We start from the raw sequence: 21,484 nt of genomic DNA on the forward strand, positions 1-21,484 counted from the left end.
GTCACCGGCCACGCACAGTTGATCACGTGCAACGAACGAGAACCGCCGTGAAAATCCTGGCCTGCCTCGCGGTCGCGGTCCTGTCGGGGTGTGTGTCCGTCCAGCCGCAGCCGGCCGCCCCACCGCGCCCCGGGGCCGACAGGCCGGCGCACGACGTGGCCCCGCAGACCGCCGGGCCGCCCGTCCACGACACCCTGGAGGCCGCGCCGAAGGCGAAGCGCTCCGCCTCGGCCTCGCCGTCCGCCGCCCACAAACCGCCGTCGGTGCCCCCGGCCGCACGGCCCGGAGAGCCGGGCAGGGCACGGCAGCGGCCCGAGCGCGGACCCGCCCCGACGCTGCCGCACCGGATCGCCCCGGCGGCTCCCGCGCCCGCCCTGCCCGCGCCCGGCGGTGCGACCGGGGTCTGCGCCCTCGGCCGGGGCTACGGCCACTGGCCGGCGGGCAGCCCGCAGTCCCGCATCTGCGACCGCGCGTACGGCCGGTGACGCGCGAGTGGTGACGCGCGCCCCGGGGCGCGCGTCACCACTCGCGCAGCCGCCGCTCCAGCCGGCCGATCGCCGCCCGGACGCCTCCCCCGTACCCGTCGTCCTTACCATCGTCGGCCAGCACGGCCGCGGCCGCCCGGGCCCGCTGCAAATGGTCCCGGGCGGCCGCCGGACGCTGGAGCTTCACGTAGTCGGCGGCGAGGTTGAGGTGCAGCGAGGGGTAGAACGCCTGGACCGCGAGCGCGTCCCGGTGCCCGGCGACGCGTTCGTCGGTCAGCGCCCGGGCGGCGGTCAGTGCCCGCAGGTCCCAGGCCAGCTCGTCGGCCGGGTCGTCCTGCGTATCGGCCATGTAGTGCGCCAGCGTGCACCGGTGCAGGGCGTCGCCGTCCTCGCCGATCTCCGACCAGAGCGCGCCGAAGCGGTTGCGGGCCTCCTCCCGGTCTCCTCCGTGCAGCAGCATGACCGCCTGGCCGATCCTGGTCATGAAGACGTCCTCCGACATCTCCCGCTGCTCCGTCACCACGGCCTCCTCGCACCCGTCCGCCCGAACCGCCCGGTCCGGCTCCCGACGCTAGCCGCCCGGACGGGCGGACGCGCGGAGGCTGCTCAGCCCAGGTCGGGAATGCGCCAGTCGATGGGCTGGTGGCCCTGCTGGGCGACGGCCTCGTTTATCTGGCTGAAGGGGCGGGAGCCGAAGAACTTCTTCGCGGACAGCGGCGAGGGGTGCGCTCCCTTCACCACCACATGGCGCTCGGCGTCGATCAGCGGGAGCTTCTTCTGCGCGTAGTTGCCCCAGAGGACGAAGACCGCAGGGTCGGGGCGGGCGGCGACGGCCCGGATCACGGCGTCGGTGACCTTCTCCCAGCCCTTGCCCTTGTGCGAGTTGGCCTCGCCCGCGCGGACGGTGAGCACGGCGTTGAGCAGGAGGACGCCCTGCTCGGCCCACGGCATGAGGTAGCCGTTGTCCGGGACGGGCAGGCCCAGCTCCTCCTGCATCTCCTTGTAGATGTTGCGCAGCGAGGGCGGGGTCTTCACGCCCGGGCGCACGGAGAAGCACAGGCCGTGGCCCTGGCCCTCGCCGTGGTAGGGGTCCTGCCCGAGGACGAGGACCTTCACCTTGTCGTACGGGGTCGCTTCCAGGGCCGCGAACACCTGCTCCCGGGGCGGGTAGACCGGTCCCGCGGACCGCTCCTCCTCGACGAACTCGGTGAGCTCCTTGAAGTACGGCTTCTGCAGCTCTTCGCCGAGGACGCCGCGCCAGGACTCGGGCAGCAGGTCGGTGACGGTCACGTGAACAACCTCCGGTAGGCAATCCGTTCTTGATCCCAGAACCTACCGGGCGCCACTGACAACGCGGTGCGCGAGCAGGCTCCCGGGGCCCGCGCGGTGGCACTACCAGCTGGCCTTGCGGTACAGCTCCCACATCTGCATGACGGTCTGCGGGTCCAGGGCGCGCTCGCCGCCGCCGATGTCATCGCCTGCCGCCACGTACAGCTTGCCCTGCCACAGCGGCAGCAGCCGCACGTCGTCGACCAGGATCTTCTGCGCCCGCTCGAACTCCTTGCCGACCGCGCCCCGGTTGCTCTCCTTGCGGGACTGGGGCAGCAGTTGCTTGGTGATCTCGTCCTTCACGTACGGCACGCCCGTGACGCTGTTCTGGCCCACGAACGGGGCGATGAAGTTGTCCGGGTCCGGGAAGTCCGGGAACCAGCCGCGGCCGAAGACCGGGTACTCCCCCTTGGTGAAGCCCTCCTGGAAGGTCTTCCACGGCCGGTGCTTCAGAGTGATGCGGAAGAGCCCGGACGCCTCCAGCTGGCGCTTGAGCTCGTCGAACTCCGGTGCTGTCGAGGATCCGTACCGGTCGGTCGTGTACCAGAAGGTCATGGCGACGGGCGTCGTGATGTTCGCGTCTGCCAGGATCTGGCGGGCCTTGTCCTTGCTGGGATTGCCGAAGGTGTCGAAGAAGCTGGTGGCGTGCCCGGCGATGCCCTTCGGAACCATCGAGTACAGCGGTTCGGCCGTGCCCTTGTAGACCTTGGAGACGAGCGCGTCCCGGTCGATCAGCTGGGCTATCGCCCGGCGGACGGCCGGTTTCCCGGCAGCCGGGTCGTCCGGGTTGAAGACGAGGAAGCGGATGTCGGCGCCGGTCGACTCGACGACCTGGAGATCGCTGTCCTTGTCGCTGCCGCTCTGGTCCTCGATGCTGACGACGTCCTCGGCGGACAGGCCGCGGTAGGTCGCGTCGATCTCGTTCTTCTTGAGCGCGTCCACCATGGCACCGGACTCCTTGAAGTACCGGATGGTCACGGCGTCGTTCTTGCGGTCTGCGAACCCCTCGTAGTCGGGGTTCTTCACCAGTTCGGAGCGGTCGCCCTGCTTGTAGGAGTCCAGCAGGTAGGGGCCGGAGCCGGTGACCTTGCCGTCGTTGCGGATCTTGTGCTTGGAGTAGGCGCTCGGCGCGACCAGGGACATGGCCGGGGTGGCCAGCACGAACGGGAAGGTGGCGTCGGGCTTCTTCAGGTTGAAGATGACCACGTCGTCACCCTTGGTCTCGACCCGGTCGAGCGAGCCGAGCATGCCGACGGGCCCGCCCTTGACCGCGATCTGCGAGATCCGGTCGATGGAGTACTTGACGGCCTCGGCGTCGAGCTTGTCGCCGTTGGAGAACTTCAGCCCCTCGCGGAGCTTGCAGCGGTAGGCCGTGCTGGTGCGGTCGGTGAACCTGCACTCCTCCGCCGCGTCCGGCTCGGGCTTCGTACTGCCGGTGGGAAAGCTGACCAGGGTCTGGAAGACGTTGCGCATCAGCTCCCAGGAACCGTCCCAGGCCGCCGCCGGATCCAGGGTCGAGGGCTCACTGGTCGTCCCGACCGCGAGCTTCTGGTCCACCTCCGAGCCGTCGCCGGGCAGCAGCCCGCAACCGGCCAGCAAGGACAGGGACGCAAGGGCTGCAGCGGCCTGCAGACTGGCCCGGTAGAACACGTGCACGCTCCTCGATCAGCCATGGGTCGGCAGACCATACCGCAGCGCCCCGCCAGGTCAATCCGCAGGCCCGGCGGGGCACTTGAGGCATTCGCGGCCATATCGGCCCAGGCCGGATCAGCCCACCCCGGCATTCAGGAAGATGCCCCCGTCGACCACCAGCGTCTGCCCCGTGATCCAGGCGGACTGGTCGGAGGTGAGGAAGGCGGCGGCGCCGCCGATGTCCTCCGGCACCCCGAGCCGCCCGAGCGGGTAGGCCGCGGCGGCCTCCTCCTCGCGGCCCTCGTACAGCGCCTGGGCGAAGCGGGTCTTGACGACCGCCGGCGCGATCGAGTTGACCCGGACCACCGGCGCGAACTCGTGCGCCAGCTGGAGGGTCAGGTTGACCATGGCGGCCTTGCTCATCCCGTACGCGCCGATGAAGGGCGACGCGGAGACACCGGCGACCGAGGCGATGTTGACGATCGCCCCGCCGTTCTCCTTCTGCCACGCCTTCCAGGTCTGCTGGGCGAAACCGAGCGCCGACACCACGTTGGTCTCGAACACCTTGCGGGCGACGTTCAGGTCGAGCTCCGCGATCGGCCCGAAGACCGGGTTGGTGCCGGCGTTGTTGACCAGGAAGTCGACCCGGCCGAACGCCTCCATGGTGCGGGCGACGGCCACCGCCTGGTGCGCCTCGTCATGCGCCTTGCCCGCGACGCCGATGACCCGGTCGGTGCCGAGCGTCTCGACGGCCTCCTTCAGGGCGTCCTCGTTGCGCCCGGTGATGCACACCCGGTCGCCGCGCTCGACGAGCGCCTGCGCGATGCCGTAGCCGATGCCCCGGCTCGCGCCGGTGATCAGCGCGACCTTGCCGCTGTCCTGCACAGTCATGATGTCCGCAGCCCTTCCGTTCAGTTGAGCGGTCCGCCGGCGACGTACATGACCTGGCCGGAGACGAAGCCGGCGGCGTCGCCCGTGAAGAAGGCGATGGCGTTGGCGATGTCGTCGGGGACGCCGACGCGCTGGACCGGGATCTGGGTGGCGGCGGCCGCCTGGAACTCCTCGAAGCCCATGCCGACGCGGGCGGCGGTCTGCGCGGTCATCTCGGTGACGATGAAGCCGGGCGCGACGGCGTTGGCGGTGATCCCGAACTTGCCGAGCTCCTTGGCGAGGGTCTTGGTGAAGCCCTGGAGGCCTGCCTTGACCGCCGCATAGTTGGCCTGGCCGCGGTTGCCGAGCGCCGAGGAGGAGGACAGCGACACGATCCGGCCGAACTTGGCGTCCACCATGTGCTTCTGGACGGCCTTGGCCATCAGGAACGCGCCCTTGAGGTGCACGTTCACCACGGTGTCCCAGTCGGACTCGCTCATCTTGAAGAGAAGGTTGTCGCGGAGCACGCCGGCGTTGTTGACGAGGATGGTCGGGGCGCCGAGCTCGGCGGCGACCCGCGCGACGGCGGCTTCCACCTGCGCGCTGTCCGACACGTCGCAGCCGACGGCGAGTGCCGTGCCCCCGGCGGCGGTGATCTTCTCGACGGTGTCCTTGCAGGCCGCCTCGTCGAGGTCGAGTACGGCGACGGCACGGCCCTCGGCCGCCAGACGTACCGCGGTGGCGGCACCGATGCCCCGGGCCGCTCCCGTCACGATGGCTACGCGCTGCTCGCTGGTGGACATGCTTGGCTCTCCTCGCCCTTGGATAGCGGCTCAGCGGACGTCGGGGCGTTCCCGGAGAGAACCGGCCCGATGACTGAGCAACCGCTTAGTACCTTCAGCAGACGTGACGCTAGAAGCCCTGGCACCCGGTGTCAACGGCACACGGGCGCAGCGGCGCATGTCACACTCCGCCGGGCCGCCGTCACGCGGTGCTCGGACGGCGGCCCGGGGCGCGTGTCAGCGCACCAGCAGGTCGAGCAGCCGCTCCACCTCGGCCTCGGGATCGGCGGTCAGGCCGCTGTGCACAGGCCCCGGCTGTACGACGGTGGAGCGCGGCGCGATCAGCCAGCGGAAGCGGCGGCCCGCGTCGTCGCCGGCGGCCTGGCCCGCGTCCGTACCGCCGCGGCAGACTCCCTCGACGGCGTGCAGCGCGGCGCGGACCCCGGTCACGTCGGCGCCGGGGTCCAGCGCCTTGAGCTTGGTCTCGTCGAGCTCGGTGCGGGCGGCCACGAAGCCCTTGGCGCGGCAGTAGACGACCACCCCGGCGTTGAAGCACTCCCCGCGCTGGACGCGGGGGACGACGCGCAGCAGCGCGTACTCGAAGACATGGCGCTCGCTCATGCGCGGCCGCCCGGGGCGAGGCGCTCGGTGATCCAGCCCGGCGCCTGGGACGGCTTGTCGGGGGTGGGCGCGTCCATGATGATCCGCTCATGGATGGTGGCCGCCCGGGTGAGCAGCGCGTCCGTGTACGCCCGGCGCAGCTGGTCCGTCGAGTCGAAGCCCGGCTCGTCCACCAGCCACTCGTCGGGGACGTCGGCCGCCGCCTCGGCGAGCAGTTCGGGCGTCACCAGCGGGGCGAGCTCGGCTGCGGCCGCCGCGATGTCGGGGCCGAACGGGGCGAGTGCGTGGTCGGAGGCGTTGTACGGCTTGGCGGCGGACGCCTGGGCACCGGGCCAGTTGTGGTGCCAGATCATGGTGGCGCCGTGGTCGATGAGCCAGAGGTCGCCGTGCCAGACCAGCATGTTGGGGTTGCGCCAGGACCGGTCGACGTTGTTGATCAGCGCGTCGAACCAGACGACCCGGCCGGCCTCGCGCGGGTCGACCTCGTACGCGAGGGCGTCGAAGCCGAGCGAGCCGGGCAGGAAGTCCATCCCGAGGTTGAGCCCGCCGCTGGCCTTGAGGAGTTCCTGCACCTCCTGGTCGGGCTCGGCGAGGCCGATGACCGGGTCGAGCTGGATCTGCACCAGCTCGGGCACGCGCAGCCCGAGGCACCGCCCGAGCTGCCCGCAGATCACCTCCGCGACGAGGGTCTTGCGGCCCTGGCCCGCGCCGGTGAACTTCATGACGTACGTGCCCAGGTCGTCGGCCTCGACGATCCCGGGGAGCGAGCCGCCTTCACGCAGGGGCGTGACGTAGCGGGTCGCTACAACCTCTTGCAACACTTTCCCAGGCCACCCATCTCTTCTGCCCGAGCGGACCGTCGGTGGCACGGCGTCGCTCGCCGCCACCCTCCGGTATGAGTGAGCATCGTAACCGAGGGTGACCGCCGGCGAGGGACGCCGCCGGAGGGGCTGGTCCGTCGTGCGGACGTGTGCCCGCTCGACGGGCGGCGCGTTCAGTGCTGGGTCTTCGACGCCCAGACCGGAGCGCCTCCCGAGTAGATCACCAGGTTGCCGTCCTTCTGGAGGCGCAGGATCGCGCCGCGGTGGCCCTGGGTCTTGCTGGCCCAGACCGGGCGGCTGTCGGCGGTGTAGACGACCAGGTTGCCGTCCGCCTGGAAGACCGCCTGGTAGTTGTTGCCGAAGGTCATGGTGGCCCAGCGGGGCTTGTCGTTCTCGTCGTAGACGACGAGGTTGCCGTCGCGCTGCATCCGCAGCCTCGTCCTGTTCGCCTCGATGGATTCGCCGGCCCGCAGCACCCTGGTGGCCGTGACCGTGATGTCCGCCGCCCGGGACGGCTTCTTCACCGGTTTCGGGGTCGGTTTCGGCGTCTTCTTCGGGGTCTTCTTCGGGGTCGGCTCGGGCGGGGGCTTCTTCGTCGGGGACGGCGAGGGCGCCACCGGGGCCACGACCGGAGCCTGCTTCGGCACGGCCTTCTTCGGTGTCGGTGTCTTCTTCGGCTTCGCCGGCTTCGAGGGCGACGCGCTCGACGACGCGTACGCCTGCGCCCCCTCGCTCGTCGGCTCCCCGCCGCCCAGCAGCGTGCCCGCCTGGTTGGCGACGGTGGTGTCGTGCCGCTCGGGCTCACCGTGGCGGCTCATGAGGAGGACCGGCACGGCGACCAGTGCGGCGCCCAGCAGGGCGGCGCCCGCCAGCAGGGGGCGGCTCGGGCGCCCGGCCGGGGCAGCCGCGCCGGGTTCGGGGTCCTCGGGCGCCGAAGCGGCCAGCGCCTCGGCGACGCCCGGCTCGGCGGCTGCCGGCTCCGCCGCCGCCTCGGGGGCGGAAGCGGACGCCCCGGCCTCCGCCTCGGGTGCCGAGGCCCCGTCCCCCACGTCCGGCGCCTGCACGGGGCGCGTGCCGGCCGAGGTCTCCTCCTGAGCTGCGGCGCCGGCAGCGGCGGTCTCGGGCGCCGCCTCCGGCTCGGGGGCGGCCCCGGAGGCGTGAGCGCGGGCCGCCGCAGCCTCTTCGGTCGTCGCCTTCGCGGCCGTTCCGGCCCGGTCCGTCATCTGGCCCCATCCGTCCCGTAGTTCGTCGTACGTCCCTGCGAGCGCTCTCATTCACGCACACATGTGGGGGACACGTCATATCTCTGGATGAACAATGGGTCTCGGAGAAATCCCAGCCCGGGTAAGGGGGTTGCGGAACATCCCGTAATGCGCGGTACGCCGCCCTCCGCCGCGTCGCGGAGCTCACCGGTCCGGCCGCCCCGGCGGCCGGACCGGGGTGGGATCGCAGGTGGGAGGAAGGCATGATGGGGCCGACCGCAACCCATGGGTGCCGATACAAGGAGGTCAGCGGAGTGCGCCAGGTACTGACGATCTGTCCGGAGGGCACCGGGGACGCCCGGACGATCGCAGAGGCCCTGGCCAGGGCACGCGGAGGGGCGGTGCTCAGTGTGCGGCCGGGGACGTACGAGGAGAACCTCGTCGTCACCACCCGCGTGACCATCGTCGCCGAGCAGTCACGCGGCAGCGTCCGCCTGGCGCCGCGCACCGGGACCGCGGTCTCGCTGCGGGCCGACGCCTTGATGCTGACCGATCTGGTGGTGCAGGGCCAGGACGAGGAGGCTCCCGTCGTGGACGCCTCGCACGGGCAGGTCGCGATGCAGGGCTGCGACGTCTCCGGCGCGTCCTGGGCCACCGTCCTCGCCCGCAACTCCGGCTCGTTGGCCATGCGCGAGTGCCGGGTCTCCAGCCGGACCGGCGCGGGCGTCGTCGTCACCTCGGCCAGCGAGAGCTCGCTGGAGTCGTGCACGTTCGAGCACCTGGGCACCAGCGGCGTGGTGATCGGCGAGCGCGGCAGGGCGACGGTACGCGGTTGCACTGTGCGCGACGCGCGCGGCAACGGCCTGCTGGCCAACGGAGACGCCCAGGTCTCCGTCGAGGACTGCGACCTCTCCTCGACCGACAAGCCCGCGCTGGCACTGGAGGAGCGCAGCGCGGTCCGGGTGCTGCGGACCGTGATCCACGACACCGCGATCGGCGCGCACCTGACCAGCGCCGCCCGGATCGAGCTGGACGACGTGCGGGTCAACGGCACCACCGGCCAGGGCATCATCGTGTCGCACGGCGCCGACCCGGTGCTGCGCCGCTGCCGCACGTCCCGCACGGCGGGCAACGGCCTGTTCGTCACCGACCGTTCGCGGGGCACGTACGAGGACTGCTGGCTGAGCGGCGCCCAGGCAGCGGCGCTGCGCGTGGCGGGTTCCTCCTCGCCCACCCTGACCTCACTGACCGTCCGGGACGGCGAGGCCGAGGCCGTGCTGCTGGAGGAGGACTCGGCGGCCGAGCTGGACCGCGTGGAGATCCTGGATGTCAGGGGCACCGGCGTGGTGGTCAGGGGCGGCGCCAACCCGCTGGTGCGCAGGGCCCGCATCACCGGCACGGGCGGCACCGGCGTCTCGGTGACCGACGGCGGACGCGGCCGGGTGGAGGACTGCTCGGTGGAGTCGCCGGGCGGTGCCGGAGTGACGGTCGCCTCGGGCGGCAACGTCTACCTGGCCGGTCTGAAGGTGACCGGACCCGGCGGCGCGGGTCTGGAGATCGGCGGCGAGGGCACGGCGGCACTGCGCGACGGCGAGCTGGTGTCGGCCGGCGGCTGCGGCGTCGTCGTGGACAACGGCGGCGAGCTGACGGCGACCCGGGTGCGTGCCGCCGCCGCGACCGACCACGGCTTCCTGGTCCGCGAGGGCGGCCGCGCCAACCTCAACGGCTGCGAGGCGGCGGGGAACGGCCGTGACGGCATCCGGGTGGAGACCGAGTCGCCGGTCTCGGTGGTCGGCTGCACCGTGCGCGAGAACAGGGGCGGCGGGCTCGTCCAGTCCAGGGCGAGCGGCCGGCTCGCGGTGGAGAACCTGAACAGCACGGGCAACGAGGCCCGGGACGCCTGGGGTTACGGCGAGGTCGAGGGCACAGATCCGGCGGGCACCGTGCCCGAGTCGGACGGTCCCGGGCGCCCGGACGGCCCGATGGCCGCGCTGGAGAACCTGATCGGCCTGGACAACGTCAAGGAACAGGTCCGCACGCTGGTCAACCTCACCCAGCTCGCCCGGCGCCGCGCCCAACTCGGCATGTCCGCGCCGCCGATGAGCCGGCACCTGGTCTTCGCGGGTCCGCCCGGCACCGGAAAGACGACGGTCGCGCGGCTCTACGGCACGATCCTGGCCGAGCTGGGGACACTGCGGTCCGGTCACCTGGTCGAGGTCTCCCGGGCCGATCTGGTCGCGCAGGTCATCGGCGGTACCGCCATCAAGACCACAGAAACCTTCGAACGGGCGCTGGGCGGCGTGCTCTTCATCGACGAGGCGTACGCGCTCACCTCCGACTCGCGCGGCTCGGGCGCCGACTTCGGCCGGGAGGCGGTGGACACGCTGCTGAAGCTGATGGAGGACCACCGCGACGACGTGGTGGTGGTGGTCGCCGGCTACTCCGGTGAGATGCGCGGCTTCCTCGGCTCCAACCCGGGTCTGGCCTCCCGGTTCTCGCGGACCGTGGAGTTCGAGAACTACTCGGTCCCCGAACTGGTGGAGATCGTGGAGAGCATGTGCGGGCGCCACCAGTACGTGCTGAGCGACGAGACCCGCAAGGCGCTCGCGACACACTTCGACCGGATACCGAAGGACGCCGGATTCGGCAACGGCCGTGCGGCACGGCAGGTCTTCGAGGAGATGGTGGACCGGCAGGCCGTACGGCTCGCCTCGCAGGCCCAGGTCACCGAGAGGGACCTCACCCTGCTGCTGCCGCAGGACATCAGCGAGCAGGCCGCCCGCGACCTCGAGGCCGGTCCGGACGGTGCCGACGCCGGGGACGACGCGCTCAGCCGCCTGGACGCCCTGGTCGGGCTCTCCGCGGTCAAGCGGGACGTCACGGACCTGGTCAACCTGGTCTCGACGGCCCGGCAGCGGGAGGCCGCCGGGCTGCCGGTGCCGCGCCTCAGCCACCACCTCGTCTTCACCGGACCGCCCGGCACCGGCAAGACCACGGTGGCCCGGCTCTACGGCGAACTCCTCGTCTCCCTGGGCGTGCTGCCACGGGGCCAGCTCGTCGAGGTGTCCCGCGCCGACATGGTCGGACGGTACGTGGGCCACACCGCGCAGCTCACCAAGGAGGTCTTCGAGCGGGCGCTGGGCGGCGTGCTCTTCATCGACGAGGCGTACACGCTCACGCCTCGGGAGGCGTCCGGCGCCGACTTCGGCCGGGAGGCCGTAAACACGCTGCTGAAACTGATGGAGGACCACCGCGACCAGGTGGTGGTCATCGTCGCCGGCTACACCAACGAGATGGAGGGCTTCCTGGCCTCCAACCCGGGGCTGCACTCGCGGTTCTCACGGAAGATCGAGTTCGCCGACTACTCGTCCGACGAACTCGTCACCATCGTCCGCCAGCACGCGCTGCAGGCCGGGTACGAGTGCGGCACCGGGCTCGGCTCGGTACTGCGGCACCACTTCGACACCCTGCCGCGCGACCGGTCGTTCGGCAACGCGCGCACGGCGCGTCAGGTGCTGGAGCGGATGATGACGCGGCAGGCGGGCCGGCTCAGCCGAGTGGCCGCGCCCAGCCTGGACGATCTGCGGCTGCTGCTCCCGGAGGATCTCGCCGACCCGGTGTCGGCGTCCGCCTCCGGCGGGGCGGGGGCGTGACGGCGATGCGCGGGAGGAATCCGTCCCGGGCCGCCGCCGGTGCGCTGGCGCTGCTGCTGACGGCCGCTCTGAGCGGTGCCGGTGCCATGAGCGCCGCGGCGGCCGGCGGGAACACGGTGGAGCTGCCGGTACTCAGGACGAAGCTGACGGGCAACGCCGGCTGCACTGAGGGTTCGGGGCGGCAGGCCACCGCCGTGCCGTGGGAGCAGGTCAGCCTCCAGCTGGGCCGGGCCTGGCAGTTCGCCTCCGGCTCCGGGGTCAAGGTCGGCGTGGTCGACACCGGCGTCTCGACCTCGGCGCCCGCGCTGAAGGGCCGCGTGACGGCGGTCGGCGCGGCCGGGAAGGACTGTGTCGGGCACGGCACCTTCGTGGCGGGGCTGATCGCCGCGCAGTCGGACAAGGGCGTGAAGTTCGCGGGCGTCGCCCAGCGGTCGGCCATCGTCGCGGTGCGCGGGACCGACGAGCGCGGCGCGGCCACCCCCGGCCGGGTCGCCTCGGGCATCGAGGCCGCCATCGGGGCCGGTGCCGAGGTGGTGACCGTGTCGGCGGCCTTCCCGGGCGACACGGCCGCCCTGAGGTCGGCGGTGCGACTGGCCGCGAAGAAGGACGTACTGCTGGTCGCCGCCGCCGTGCCGGACTCGCCGGCCGGCGGGGTGGGCCAGGAGGTCCCGGCCCGGGACTACTACCCGGCCGCCGGTGACGGTGTGCTGTCCGTACTCGACGTGGACGCCAAGGGTGAGCGGCCGACGGGCTCGTACACCACCGGGAGCGCCCAGCTCGCGGCGCCCGGTGACGGGGTGGTCGGGATCGGTCCGTCGAAGAACGGCCACTACATCGGTTCCGGGGCCTCGCTCGCCGCCGGGTACGTGGCGGGGGCGGCGGCCCTGGTGCGATCGGTGCACCCGGAGCTGACGGCCGCGCAGACCGCGGAACTGCTGCGGTCCTCGGCCTACCCGGACGCCGTGCCGAGGGTCGACCCGTACGCCGCCGTGACCGCGGTGCTCGCCTCCGCCTCCACGGCCGCGAAGGCGCCGTTGGGACCGGCCGCGGACAAGGAGTCGGCCGCCCCGGTGCGGATGCCGGAGGACCGGGCGGCCGGGCCGCTGCGCCGCGCCATGTGGCCGACGCTGGCCGGTGTGGCCGTGGTGGTCACCGTCGTCTGGCTCGCCGTGATCATCCCCCGGGGCCGTCGTAGGGGCTGGCGGCCGTCTGCCCGGCGCCCCTGAGGGATACGGCCCCGCGCCCCGGCAGGGGCGCGGGGCAGCCTCGGTGCGGGGTGCATAAGCGAGGCCGCCTACTCCTCCTCCGTCCCGCCCGCCAGCGCCGTCTGGATCAGTACCGGCTTGCGCCGCACGATGTGCAGCGCGCGTCCCGGCGGCAGCACTCGCGGCTTCACGTTCCCGAAGACGTACCCTTCGGACGGCGGTGTCGACATCAGGACGCCCGGGGTGTTGACCTCGTCCAGGCGCCGCAGCAGCTGGTCGTTGAGGCCGCGTCCGGCGCCGGTGGCGGACCGTACGACGACGATGTGCAGGCCCAGTTCGTGGCCGAGCGCAAGGTGGTCGAAGAGCGGTGCGAACGGGTGGTCCATCACCGTGCCGCCGCCGACCATGTCGTAGTCGTCGACGAGGACGAACAGCCGGGGGCCGGTCCACCAGTCGGCGCTGCGCATCCGGGCCGGGGTGATCTCCTGACCGGGCAGCCGGGTCCGCAGCGCCTTCGCGGAGCCGCCGACGAGCTGCTTGAGGGCGTCGACGGAGACGGCGTGCCCGAGCCGGTACTCCTCGGGCACCGCCTCCACCAGGTCACGGCGGTAGTCGACGACGAGGATACGGGCCTCGGTCGGCGAGTAGCGGGCGACGATCGCGTCCGCCACCACGCGCAGCAGGTTGGTCTTGCCGCTCTCGGTGTCGCCGACGGCGACGAGGTGCGGGGTGCGGGAGAAGTCGTGCCAGACGGTGTCCAGCGTCTCCTCGTCCTGGCCCAGGGGCAGCCTGAGGCTCTGGCCCTGGCCGAGTTCCGGCTCGGGCAGCTCCGAGGCGGGCAGCCGGTGCGGCAGCATCCGCACCTGCGGTGCGCGTGGCCCGTGCCAGGCGGCGGCGATGCGCTCGACCAGTTCGCCGACGCCCTCGCTCAGCGTCTCCGGGTCGCTGGAGCCGTCGCCTCGGGGCAGCGCGGAGAGGAAGTGCAGCTTGGAGTCGACGGTGAGCCCCCGGCCGGGCGTACGGGGCACGCCGGCCGCCTTGCGGACGTCGACCACGGAGTCCATCGTGTCGCCGAGCCGGAGTTCCAGGCGGGTCGCGGCCTGGTCGCGCACCGGGGCGGTCAGCTCCAGCCAGCGCGAGGTCGCGACGATCAGGTGGACGCCGTAGTTGAGGCCGCCGGTGGCGATCTGGTTGAACGTGGGGATGAACTGGTCGAAGTTCTGCCGGACCGTGGACCAGCCGTCGATCACCAGGAAGATGTCGCCGTGCGGCTCGTCGGGGAACTCCCCGGCGGCGCGGCGGCGCCGGTAGGTGGCCATCGAGTCGATGCCGTGCTCCAGGAAGAACTGCTCGCGTCGGGTGAGCACGGCGGTGACCTCGGCCACGGTGCGGCCGATCCGGTCCGCGTCGAGGCGGGCGGCGACACCGGCGACGTGCGGCAGCCCGGTGAGCTGGGAGAGAGTGCCACCACCGAAGTCGAGGCAGTAGAACTGCACTTCGCGCGGGGTGTGGGTGAGCGCGAGGCCCATGATGAGGCTGCGCAGCACGGTCGACTTGCCGCTCTGCGAGCCGCCCGCGACGGCGACGTGGCCGCCCGCCGTCGCGAGGTCCACGACGAGGGGGTCGCGGCGCTGGTCGAAGGGCTTGTCGACGAGGCCGACCGGGACCCGCAGCTTGCCGGTGCCGTTCCACCGCGGCGCGGTCAGTCCGCGCTCCGGGTCGACGGTCAGGCCGTGCAGCAGGACGTCGAGCGGGGACGGGGCGCCCAGCGGCGGCAGCCACACGCGGTGGGCGGGCGGGCCCGCGTCGCGCAGCCGGTCCAGGGCGACCGACAGCAGGCTGGAACCGTCGTCCGTCTCCTCCGCCTCCGGTTCGACGGTGGCCGGAGCGGGAGCGCGGGGCACCACGTACTCGGCGGTCCAGGGCACGACCTGGCTGGCGACGCGGGCCTGGGCGACGGCGCCGCCACGACGGCGGTAGGGCCCGGAGACGTAGGCGGCGCGGAACCGGGTCAGCGCCTCGACGCCGCTCTTGAGGAAACCGCTGCCCGGCTGGGAGGGCAGTTCGTAGGCGTCGGGGACGCCGAGGACGCCGCGCGACTCCATGGCGGAGAAGGTGCGCAGCCCGATCCGGTAGGACAGATGCGACTCCAGCTGGTGCATGCGGCCCTCGTCCAGGCGCTGCGAGGCGAGCAGCAGGTGTACGCCCAGGGACCGGCCGAGGCGGCCGATCATCACGAACAGCTCCATGAACTCCCTGTGCGATGCGAGCAGTTCGCTGAACTCGTCGACGACGACGAAGAGGCTGGGCAGCGGGGCGAGGTCGGCGCCGCCGGCGCGCGCCCGCTCGTACTCCAGGGCGGAGGTGTAGTTGCCGGCCGCGCGCAACAGTTCCTGGCGGCGCAGCAGTTCGCCATGGAGGGCGTCCTGCATGCGCTCGACCAGGGCGGCCTCGTCGGCGAGGTTGGTGATCACGGCGCTGGTGTGCGGGAGTTCGTCCAGGCCGAGGAAGGTGGCGCCGCCCTTGAAGTCGACGAGGACGAAGTTGAGCGTCTCGGAGGAGTTGGTGAGGGCGAGTCCGAGGACGAGGGTGCGCAGCAGTTCGGACTTGCCGGAGCCGGTGGCGCCGATGAGCATGCCGTGCGGGCCCATGCCCCCCTGCGCGGACTCCTTGATGTCCAGCTCCACCGGGCGGCCGTCCGCGCCGACGGCGACCGGCACCCGCAGCCGTGCGGAGGCCCTGTGCCGCCGCCACAGGGATTCGGGGTCGAGGCGGTGCAGGTCGGGGATGCCGAGCAGGGTGGTGAGCTCCATGTCGGCGGAGAGCGGCTCGACCGCGTCCGCGGTGAGGCTCATCCGGTACGGGGATATCAGCCGGGCCAGGGTCTCGGCGGCGACCGGGCCGGCCTGGTCGGGGCGGCCGAGGACGGTCGTCTGCTCCTTGCGGCTGCGGTCGGTGCGCACCAGGGCGACGGTCTCGGGGGTGACGTCGAGGCGGAGGGTGGTGCGGCCGGGGCGCCAGGTGAGGGTGCCAGAGAGGTCGAGGACGACGGCGTTGCGGTAGCCGGGGCCGTCGAAGCGGTGGCCGGCCGGGACGGTTGCACCGTCCACGACGACCACGACGAGCGGCTCGTCGCGGCCGGGCAGGGCGTCCGGGTCGAAGGCGGGCCGCTCCGAGAACTCGCTGCCGAGCTGGTTCTCCAGGTCGGTGAACGCGGAGGCGACCATGCGCAGCGGTCCGGCGCCGTCGGTCTCCTGGGGGTGCTGGTTGTGCGGGAGCCACTTCACCCACTCCCACTCGGCGCGGTGCTCGTCGTCGGCGCAGACCGCGATCCACACCTCCTCCGGCGGGTGGAAGACCGCGAGCTGGCTCAGCGCGGCGCGCAGCATGCCCCGCGCGGCGTCCTGGTCGCCGCGCAGCAGCACCCGGGACCAGGAGCGCAGGTAGAGCGCGATGGGCTGGCCGGGCACGGTGCTGTAGGCGCGGATGAAGCGGCGCAGGGCGTGCGCGCACAGCGGTTCGAGGTCCTCGACGGGTTTGGTCGAGACGGGGTTGAGCCGCAGGGCCAACTGCTGGTCGCCCACGGCGATGCGCAGCTCGGCGAAGTCGACGTCCTTGGTGCGGCGTTCCCACAACCGGGTGGTACGCACCATGGAACGCAGCACGGTGGGCTCGGGGTGGCGCCAGGCCAGGGCCAGTTGCTGCTCGACGACGGTGCGCTGCACGGTGCGCCGGCTCTGCGCCAGGTAGCGCAGGTAGTCACGGCGCTCGCCGCGCAGCCGCTGCTTGCGGTCGCCCGCCTTGCGCATGACCTGACCGACCATCATCGCGGCGGCGGCGAGCACCATCATGCCGAGCGCGATGTACATGAAGATGCCGGACCCCTGGCCGCCCATGCGCAGGAACATCAGCATCATGGAGACCGACATCATCGCCATCGGCAGATACGTCCACACCGCGGACGTGTCCGGCACGGTCTCCATCAGGGTCGGCGGCTCCTGCAGGGTCAGCTCGCCGCTCGGCATGTCGGGTCCGCGGCGGCGGGCCGGACGACGGAACAGGACCACGCTCAACGCTGGGGCTCCTTAGTGGTCTTCGCGCGCGCGGCGGCACGTGGAGGAGGCTCACGGTCCGGGTGCCGACGCCGGCGGGCGCGGTACGGGCAGGCCGTACGGACGGCGGAGCCCTGCGGCGGCCGGCCGGTATGTGTGCCGTGCACGTTACCGGGGCTCCCGTTACGACGGCCTCCGGGAGTGACAGTAGTGTGCACCCCGTCAACTCCGTAAGTCCACGTCACCCCCTCCCTCCGCACGCTCCCGACCGTTCGACTGTCTCCCATCTCATTCGCGCCACCTCCCCTCCAGTGGCCTGCAACACCGCACGCCACGCCCTCCGTTCCGACGCTCAGGAGACGTGAGCCCCGGTATGACCGACACCTCCGTGGCCGACCTGTGCCACCTGACCGTGCGCGCCCCCGGCCGCACCATCGACCTCTCCGTGCCCTCCGACGTGCCGGTGGCCGACCTGCTGCCGACGGTGCTGCGGTACGCGGGCGAGGACATCGAGGAGACCGGCCTCGAACACGACGGCTGGATACTCCAGCGCCTCGGCGGACGGCCGCTGGACGAGGAGGCGACGCTGGCGACGCTGGGGCTGACCGACGGCGACGTCCTGCATCTGCGACCGCGCACCGAAGCGCTGCCCGAGGTGCGCCTCGACGACCTGGTCGACGGGATCGCCTCGGTCACCCGGGACCGGCTGCACGACTGGAACGAGGGAGCGGCGCGGCACCTGCTGCGCGCCCTGGTCGCGGTGGCCGTTCTGGCCGGTCTGGCGCTGCTGGCGTGGCCGGGTACGCCGGTGGCGCTGCGGGCGGGCGCGGCCGTCGCCGCCGGCGCGCTGCTGCTGGCCGGAGCGGCCTCGGCGAGCCGGGCGGTGGACGACGGGGCGACCGGGGCGGTCCTCGGTCTGCTGGCGGCGCCGGCGCTGGCGCTGGCGGGCTGGCTGGTACCGGGCGGCGAGCTGAGCGGGCCCCAGGCCCACCAGGTGCTGGGCGCCCGGCTGTTGGGCGCGGCGGCGGCCTGGGCGGGCGGCGCGGTGCTCGCGCTGGCGGCCACCGCGGTGCGCACGCCGCTCTTCCTGGCCTCCGCGCTCACCGCGTTCGCAACGGCGGTGGGCGGTGCGGTGATGACCCTCTTCGACCTGCGGGCGGCCGCCGCGGCGGGCGTGGTGGCGATGCTGACGGTGCTGCTCGGCGGTCTGGTGCCGGCGCTGTCGTTCCGGTTCGCGGGGATGCGGATGCCGGCGCTGCCGACCAACGCCCAGCAGCTCCAGGAGGGCATCGAGCCCTACCGCGGCAACGATGTCGCGGTCCGTACCGAGCTGGCCGGCGAGTGGATGACCGCGCTGTACGGTGCGACGGGTGTGCTGGCTTCGGCCTGCCTGGTTGCGCTCGCGCACCGGCCCGCGCTGCCCGCGCTGCTGTGCGCGCTGGCGCTGTCGCTGCTGCTGCTCCTGCACGGCCGGGGCCTGGTGAACACCACGCAGCGGCTGGTGCTGGTGCTGCCGGGCGCGTGGGGGCTGCTGCTGCTGGCTTTCGGCTGGGGTCTGGCGCTGACCGGTGTGGACCGGGTGCTCCTGGTGGCGGGTCTGCTGGTGGTCGCGACGGTGCTGACCATCGCGGTGTGGACGGTGCCGGGCCGCCGTCTGGTGCCGTACTGGGGCCGGGCCGCCGAGCTGCTGCACACCCTTCTGGCGGTCTCCCTGCTGCCGCTCACCCTCTGGCTGCTGGGCGTCTTCGGCGCCCTGCGCGGCTGGAACGGATGACGGACCGACCGGGCACCGTGACGACGACGAACCACTGAGAGCAGGAGGCGACCGTGCGGTCCAAGCGCGACCAGGTGCAAGCGCACACGTTCATGATGGGGCGGCTGACCTCGGGCATGCTGCTGGCCGATCCGGACGCCCCGGAGAGTCCGCTGGGGCGCACCACCCGCGGTGCGCTGATCGGCATCATCGTCGCCATCCTCGTCTCGGCCGGCGCATTCGTGTACGGGCTGCTCCGGCCGGGCGGCAACGACGCCTGGCGCGGCGGCGACACTCTGATCGTCAACAAGGACACGGGCGCCCGCTACCTGTACGCGGACGGCCGGCTGCGGCCGGTGCGCAACTACGCGTCGGCGCTGCTGATCGGCGGCGCGGACCTGGACACCACGGCGGTGGGCACGAGGTCGCTGAAGGGCACGCCGGTGGGCACACCGGTCGGCATCACCGGCGCCCCGGACGGCGTACCGGGCTCGGGCGACCTGGAGACGTCGGCGTGGGAGGTGTGCTCCACGGGCGACGGCGAGGAGACGACCCTGGTGCCGGGTGCGCCGGTGGAGACGCGGCCGATCGGTGCGGGTTCGGCGCTCGTGGTGCGGGGGCCGGACGACCGCACGTACCTGATGTGGCAGGGCAGCCGGCTGGAGCTGGACCGGAGGTCGGGTGCCGCGGAGTCGCTGGGTTACGGCGCGGTGACGCCCCGCCCGGTGTCGGCGGCGTTCCTGGACGCCCTGGTCACCGGCCCGAAGCTGGCCACCCCGAAGGTCGCGGACCGGGGCGGGGCGGGTCCGGCGCTGGCGGGCGGGAAGACCCGGGTCGGACAGGTGTTCCGGATGACGGCCGGCTCCGTGAGTCAGGACTACGTGCTCCAGACGGACGGCCTGCACGCGGTGACGGCCACTCAGGCGGCGCTGCTGCTGGGCGACCCGGAGACCCGCAGGAAGGCGTACGACGGCGCGTCCCCGGAAGCCGTCGCCATCGGCGTCTCCGATCTGCGATCCCACCAGGCGCCGGGCACGGCGGGCACCGACGCGTCGGTGGCCGGGCTGCCGGACAGCCCGCCGGCGGCGCTGCGGCTGCCGGCCGGGCAGGCGGCGTGCACGCGGGTCGATCCGGACGGCGGCGAGGTACGGGTGACGTCGGTGCGGATCGACCAGGTCGCGCTGTCACCCTACGCCGCGGCCGACTCCACGGTGCTGGTCCCGGCCTGTGTGGCGGTGGATCATGTGGTGACGCGCCCGGGGCACGGCACGCTGGTACGGGTGCTGGGCGCGGCCGGCGCGACGGTCGGCAACACCACGTTCCTGGTGGGCGACGACGGGGTGAAGTACCGCGTCGCGGACGCGGAGGCGCTGGCCGCCCTCGGGTACTCCGACGGCGATGCGGTGCGAGTGCCGTCCACGCTGCTGTCGCTGCTGCCCACCGGCCCCGACCTGAGCACGGAGGCCGCGGCGCGGTCCGAACCGGGCACGGACCAGAGGAAGGCCGGGCCGGGTCCCGCGACGCAGTGCCGGACCGACGTCGCGTCACCGGCTGTCCGGGCGGCCGATTCGGTTACCGGGAAGGCCGCTTCCGACTCCTGAACTCCCCCGTCGCCGGGTGGTTTCCCACCAGTTGATGACCCGGGAAAATTTCGAACTCCAACCTCAGATCTACCTCAGCTTGTTGTCTTCTCAACTTGCCGCACTTTAGGCTCAAGTTGCTCGTACCAAGATCCGACTTACGAAAGGTGGGACGATGGCGGGAGACGGCCAGCAGTCAAGCGAGTCATCAACCCGGAACGGCATCCAGGCCCTTGAATCGGCCTTCAGCGGGATCATGAAGATCCGCCAGGACGTCGACGGCACCAAGTCCACCCTGGGCTCCGGCTATCAGGGCAGCGACGGCGGCCAGTACGGCCAGCTCCTCGCTCAGTGGGACGGCCAGTGCAACGTCATCCTCAAGAACCTTGAGGACGTCATCGACCGGCTGAACCAGAGCCTTGTCGAGCACAACAAGACCCAGGGTTCGTCGAACGACGCGATCAACCAGGCGTACAACACCTCGCAGTCGGCCTTCGATCAGCTGGTCGGCTGACCCGTGCGCCTCGTCGGCACCAGGGCCTCCCGGTGACCTACCGGACAGACCCCCCCTCAACACCGTGTGAAAGAGGCAGACCGTGGCAGACAATCTGAGCGACGGTTTCATTTACGTCAGCTACAACCACATGTCGAACGCGGCAGACGACATGGTGATGCAGACCAAGGCGATCGCCCAGACGCTGTCCAATCTTGAGGCAGAGCTCAGCGAGCTGTCCAAGACCTGGTACGGCAACGACGGCGACACGTACCGCCAGAAGCAGGCCGCCTGGGACGGCGCGGTGCAGAACATGGAGACGCTGCTCACCTCGCACGCGCAGCTCCTGAGCGACATCTCCGGCAACTACAAGTACAGCGAGAACTCCCTCAGCCAGATGTGGTCCGAAGTGACCATCGGCCGCTGAGCACGCGTCCCGACCGCGCCGACCGGCCCGCCCTCGGTCGGCGCGGCAGTGGCATCTCCCCGTACCGTCGCCGTGCCAATAGCAGGTCCGGCGCGTCCCGCCACCGGAGGCACCCATGGCAGACCTGACCCATCTGGACTCGACGGCGCTCAAGAACTTCAAGAACAACGATGTCGGGGACTTCATCACCGACCTGCTCAACATCCGCAAGGACAACGAGGGGGGCGTCCGCTCGCTGAAGAACCTGGTCGCGGAGACCGGTAAGGGCTCGGCGTCGGGCGACGCCAAGATGCTGCGCATCGGCCTGATGGGCGGCGGCGACAGCGAGGACCCGACCGGTGGCTCAGCACTGATAGAGGCGCTGAAGACGCAGGGCGGCGCGCTGGACGGCATCTTCAAGAGCCAGAAGGTCCTCTTCGACGACATCGAGTCCGCCCTCGAGGAGACCATCACCACGCTGCTGAAGACGCAGGGCGCCAGCCTGACCTCGATCGACGGCGAGAAGCTGATGGACATCTTCGACACGGTGGACGACGACATGAGCGGCACCGGCTCCGGCAGCTGACGCCGGACCCCGCG

General features: G+C 72.2%; 17 protein-coding genes. 8 read left to right on the forward strand and 9 right to left on the reverse strand.

Features of this window, described 5'->3' with window-relative positions:
* Positions 1–47: 47 nt before the first annotated feature.
* Complete coding sequence (locus OG242_RS03285) at positions 48–485, forward strand: hypothetical protein (protein ID WP_405901493.1); 438 nt, start codon at positions 48–50, stop codon at positions 483–485.
* Between the two features lie 34 nt (positions 486–519).
* Here OG242_RS03285 and OG242_RS03290 read toward each other — a convergent pair whose 3' ends face one another.
* The 8 genes from OG242_RS03290 to OG242_RS03325 all read right to left on the reverse strand — a co-directional run bounded on the left by OG242_RS03290 (position 520) and on the right by OG242_RS03325 (position 7,814).
* Positions 520–1,005 carry a hypothetical protein gene (locus OG242_RS03290; RefSeq protein WP_405896707.1) on the reverse strand — a complete coding sequence of 162 codons (486 nt, stop codon included), beginning with the start codon at positions 1,003–1,005 and terminating at the stop codon, positions 520–522.
* Positions 1,006–1,091: 86 nt separating this feature from the next.
* Positions 1,092–1,775 (reverse strand): uracil-DNA glycosylase, encoded by a 684-nt coding sequence (locus OG242_RS03295; protein ID WP_405896708.1) that lies wholly within the window; start codon positions 1,773–1,775, stop codon positions 1,092–1,094.
* Positions 1,776–1,877: 102 nt separating this feature from the next.
* Positions 1,878–3,464, reverse strand: coding sequence for an ABC transporter substrate-binding protein (locus OG242_RS03300; RefSeq protein ID WP_405896709.1), 1,587 nt, complete (start codon positions 3,462–3,464; stop codon positions 1,878–1,880).
* A gap of 117 nt (positions 3,465–3,581) precedes the next feature.
* On the reverse strand, positions 3,582–4,337 hold the full coding sequence (locus OG242_RS03305) for an SDR family oxidoreductase (RefSeq protein WP_405896710.1): 756 nt from the start codon (positions 4,335–4,337) through the stop codon (positions 3,582–3,584).
* A gap of 20 nt (positions 4,338–4,357) precedes the next feature.
* A complete protein-coding gene (fabG, locus tag OG242_RS03310; RefSeq protein ID WP_405896711.1) occupies positions 4,358–5,119 on the reverse strand; it encodes a 3-oxoacyl-ACP reductase FabG in 762 nt (253 codons plus the stop codon).
* Between the two features lie 216 nt (positions 5,120–5,335).
* Positions 5,336–5,719 (reverse strand): DUF3037 domain-containing protein, encoded by a 384-nt coding sequence (locus OG242_RS03315; protein ID WP_405896712.1) that lies wholly within the window; start codon positions 5,717–5,719, stop codon positions 5,336–5,338.
* The gene (locus tag OG242_RS03320) at positions 5,716–6,540 is read right to left on the reverse strand and encodes a HipA family kinase (protein ID WP_405896713.1); all 825 of its coding nucleotides are present in this window, start codon (positions 6,538–6,540) and stop codon (positions 5,716–5,718) included. Before OG242_RS03320 ends, OG242_RS03315 begins: the two co-directional genes overlap by 4 nt.
* Positions 6,541–6,713: 173 nt before the next feature.
* The gene (locus tag OG242_RS03325; RefSeq protein ID WP_405896714.1) at positions 6,714–7,814 is read right to left on the reverse strand and encodes a hypothetical protein; all 1,101 of its coding nucleotides are present in this window, start codon (positions 7,812–7,814) and stop codon (positions 6,714–6,716) included.
* Positions 7,815–8,056: 242 nt separating this feature from the next.
* Here OG242_RS03325 and OG242_RS03330 point away from each other — a divergent pair, with 242 nt between their 5' ends.
* A complete protein-coding gene (locus OG242_RS03330; RefSeq protein WP_405896715.1) occupies positions 8,057–11,395 on the forward strand; it encodes a right-handed parallel beta-helix repeat-containing protein in 3,339 nt (1,112 codons plus the stop codon).
* The gene (locus OG242_RS03335) at positions 11,392–12,621 is read left to right on the forward strand and encodes a S8 family serine peptidase (protein ID WP_405896716.1); all 1,230 of its coding nucleotides are present in this window, start codon (positions 11,392–11,394) and stop codon (positions 12,619–12,621) included. Before OG242_RS03330 ends, OG242_RS03335 begins: the two co-directional genes overlap by 4 nt.
* 68 nt (positions 12,622–12,689) lie before the next feature.
* Here the strand turns inward: OG242_RS03335 and eccCa are convergent, their stop codons facing one another.
* Entirely contained in the window at positions 12,690–16,625 is a 3,936-nt protein-coding gene (gene eccCa, locus OG242_RS03340; protein WP_405901494.1) for a type VII secretion protein EccCa, read from the reverse strand.
* Positions 16,626–17,025: 400 nt separating this feature from the next.
* Here eccCa and eccD point away from each other — a divergent pair, with 400 nt between their 5' ends.
* From eccD to OG242_RS03365, 5 genes are all read left to right on the forward strand, one after another.
* Entirely contained in the window at positions 17,026–18,426 is a 1,401-nt protein-coding gene (gene eccD, locus OG242_RS03345; protein WP_405896717.1) for a type VII secretion integral membrane protein EccD, read from the forward strand.
* A gap of 53 nt (positions 18,427–18,479) precedes the next feature.
* The gene (gene eccB / locus OG242_RS03350) at positions 18,480–20,006 is read left to right on the forward strand and encodes a type VII secretion protein EccB (protein WP_405896718.1); all 1,527 of its coding nucleotides are present in this window, start codon (positions 18,480–18,482) and stop codon (positions 20,004–20,006) included.
* Positions 20,007–20,160: 154 nt separating this feature from the next.
* Positions 20,161–20,499 (forward strand): hypothetical protein, encoded by a 339-nt coding sequence (locus tag OG242_RS03355; RefSeq protein WP_405896719.1) that lies wholly within the window; start codon positions 20,161–20,163, stop codon positions 20,497–20,499.
* Between the two features lie 82 nt (positions 20,500–20,581).
* On the forward strand, positions 20,582–20,905 hold the full coding sequence (locus OG242_RS03360) for a WXG100 family type VII secretion target (protein WP_018105149.1): 324 nt from the start codon (positions 20,582–20,584) through the stop codon (positions 20,903–20,905).
* Between the two features lie 115 nt (positions 20,906–21,020).
* A complete protein-coding gene (locus OG242_RS03365; protein ID WP_405896720.1) occupies positions 21,021–21,470 on the forward strand; it encodes a type VII secretion system-associated protein in 450 nt (149 codons plus the stop codon).
* Positions 21,471–21,484 lie beyond the last annotated feature (14 nt).

This window comes from Streptomyces sp. NBC_00727, from assembly GCF_045161745.1.
Lineage (GTDB): Bacteria > Actinomycetota > Actinomycetes > Streptomycetales > Streptomycetaceae > Streptomyces.

What these genes read in the sequence shown, in the direction of transcription:
- eccCa (WP_405901494.1), bottom strand. Translation starts at nt 16,625, where the DNA reads ATGCCGAGCGGCGAGCTGACCCTGCAGGAGCCGCCGACCCTGATGGAG.
- fabG (WP_405896711.1), bottom strand. Translation starts at nt 5,119, where the DNA reads ATGTCCACCAGCGAGCAGCGCGTAGCCATCGTGACGGGAGCGGCCCGG.
- OG242_RS03365 (WP_405896720.1), top strand. Translation starts at nt 21,021, where the DNA reads ATGGCAGACCTGACCCATCTGGACTCGACGGCGCTCAAGAACTTCAAG.
- eccD (WP_405896717.1), top strand. Translation starts at nt 17,026, where the DNA reads ATGACCGACACCTCCGTGGCCGACCTGTGCCACCTGACCGTGCGCGCC.
- OG242_RS03325 (WP_405896714.1), bottom strand. Translation starts at nt 7,814, where the DNA reads ATGAGAGCGCTCGCAGGGACGTACGACGAACTACGGGACGGATGGGGC.
- OG242_RS03305 (WP_405896710.1), bottom strand. Translation starts at nt 4,337, where the DNA reads ATGACTGTGCAGGACAGCGGCAAGGTCGCGCTGATCACCGGCGCGAGC.
- OG242_RS03315 (WP_405896712.1), bottom strand. Translation starts at nt 5,719, where the DNA reads ATGAGCGAGCGCCATGTCTTCGAGTACGCGCTGCTGCGCGTCGTCCCC.
- OG242_RS03355 (WP_405896719.1), top strand. Translation starts at nt 20,161, where the DNA reads ATGGCGGGAGACGGCCAGCAGTCAAGCGAGTCATCAACCCGGAACGGC.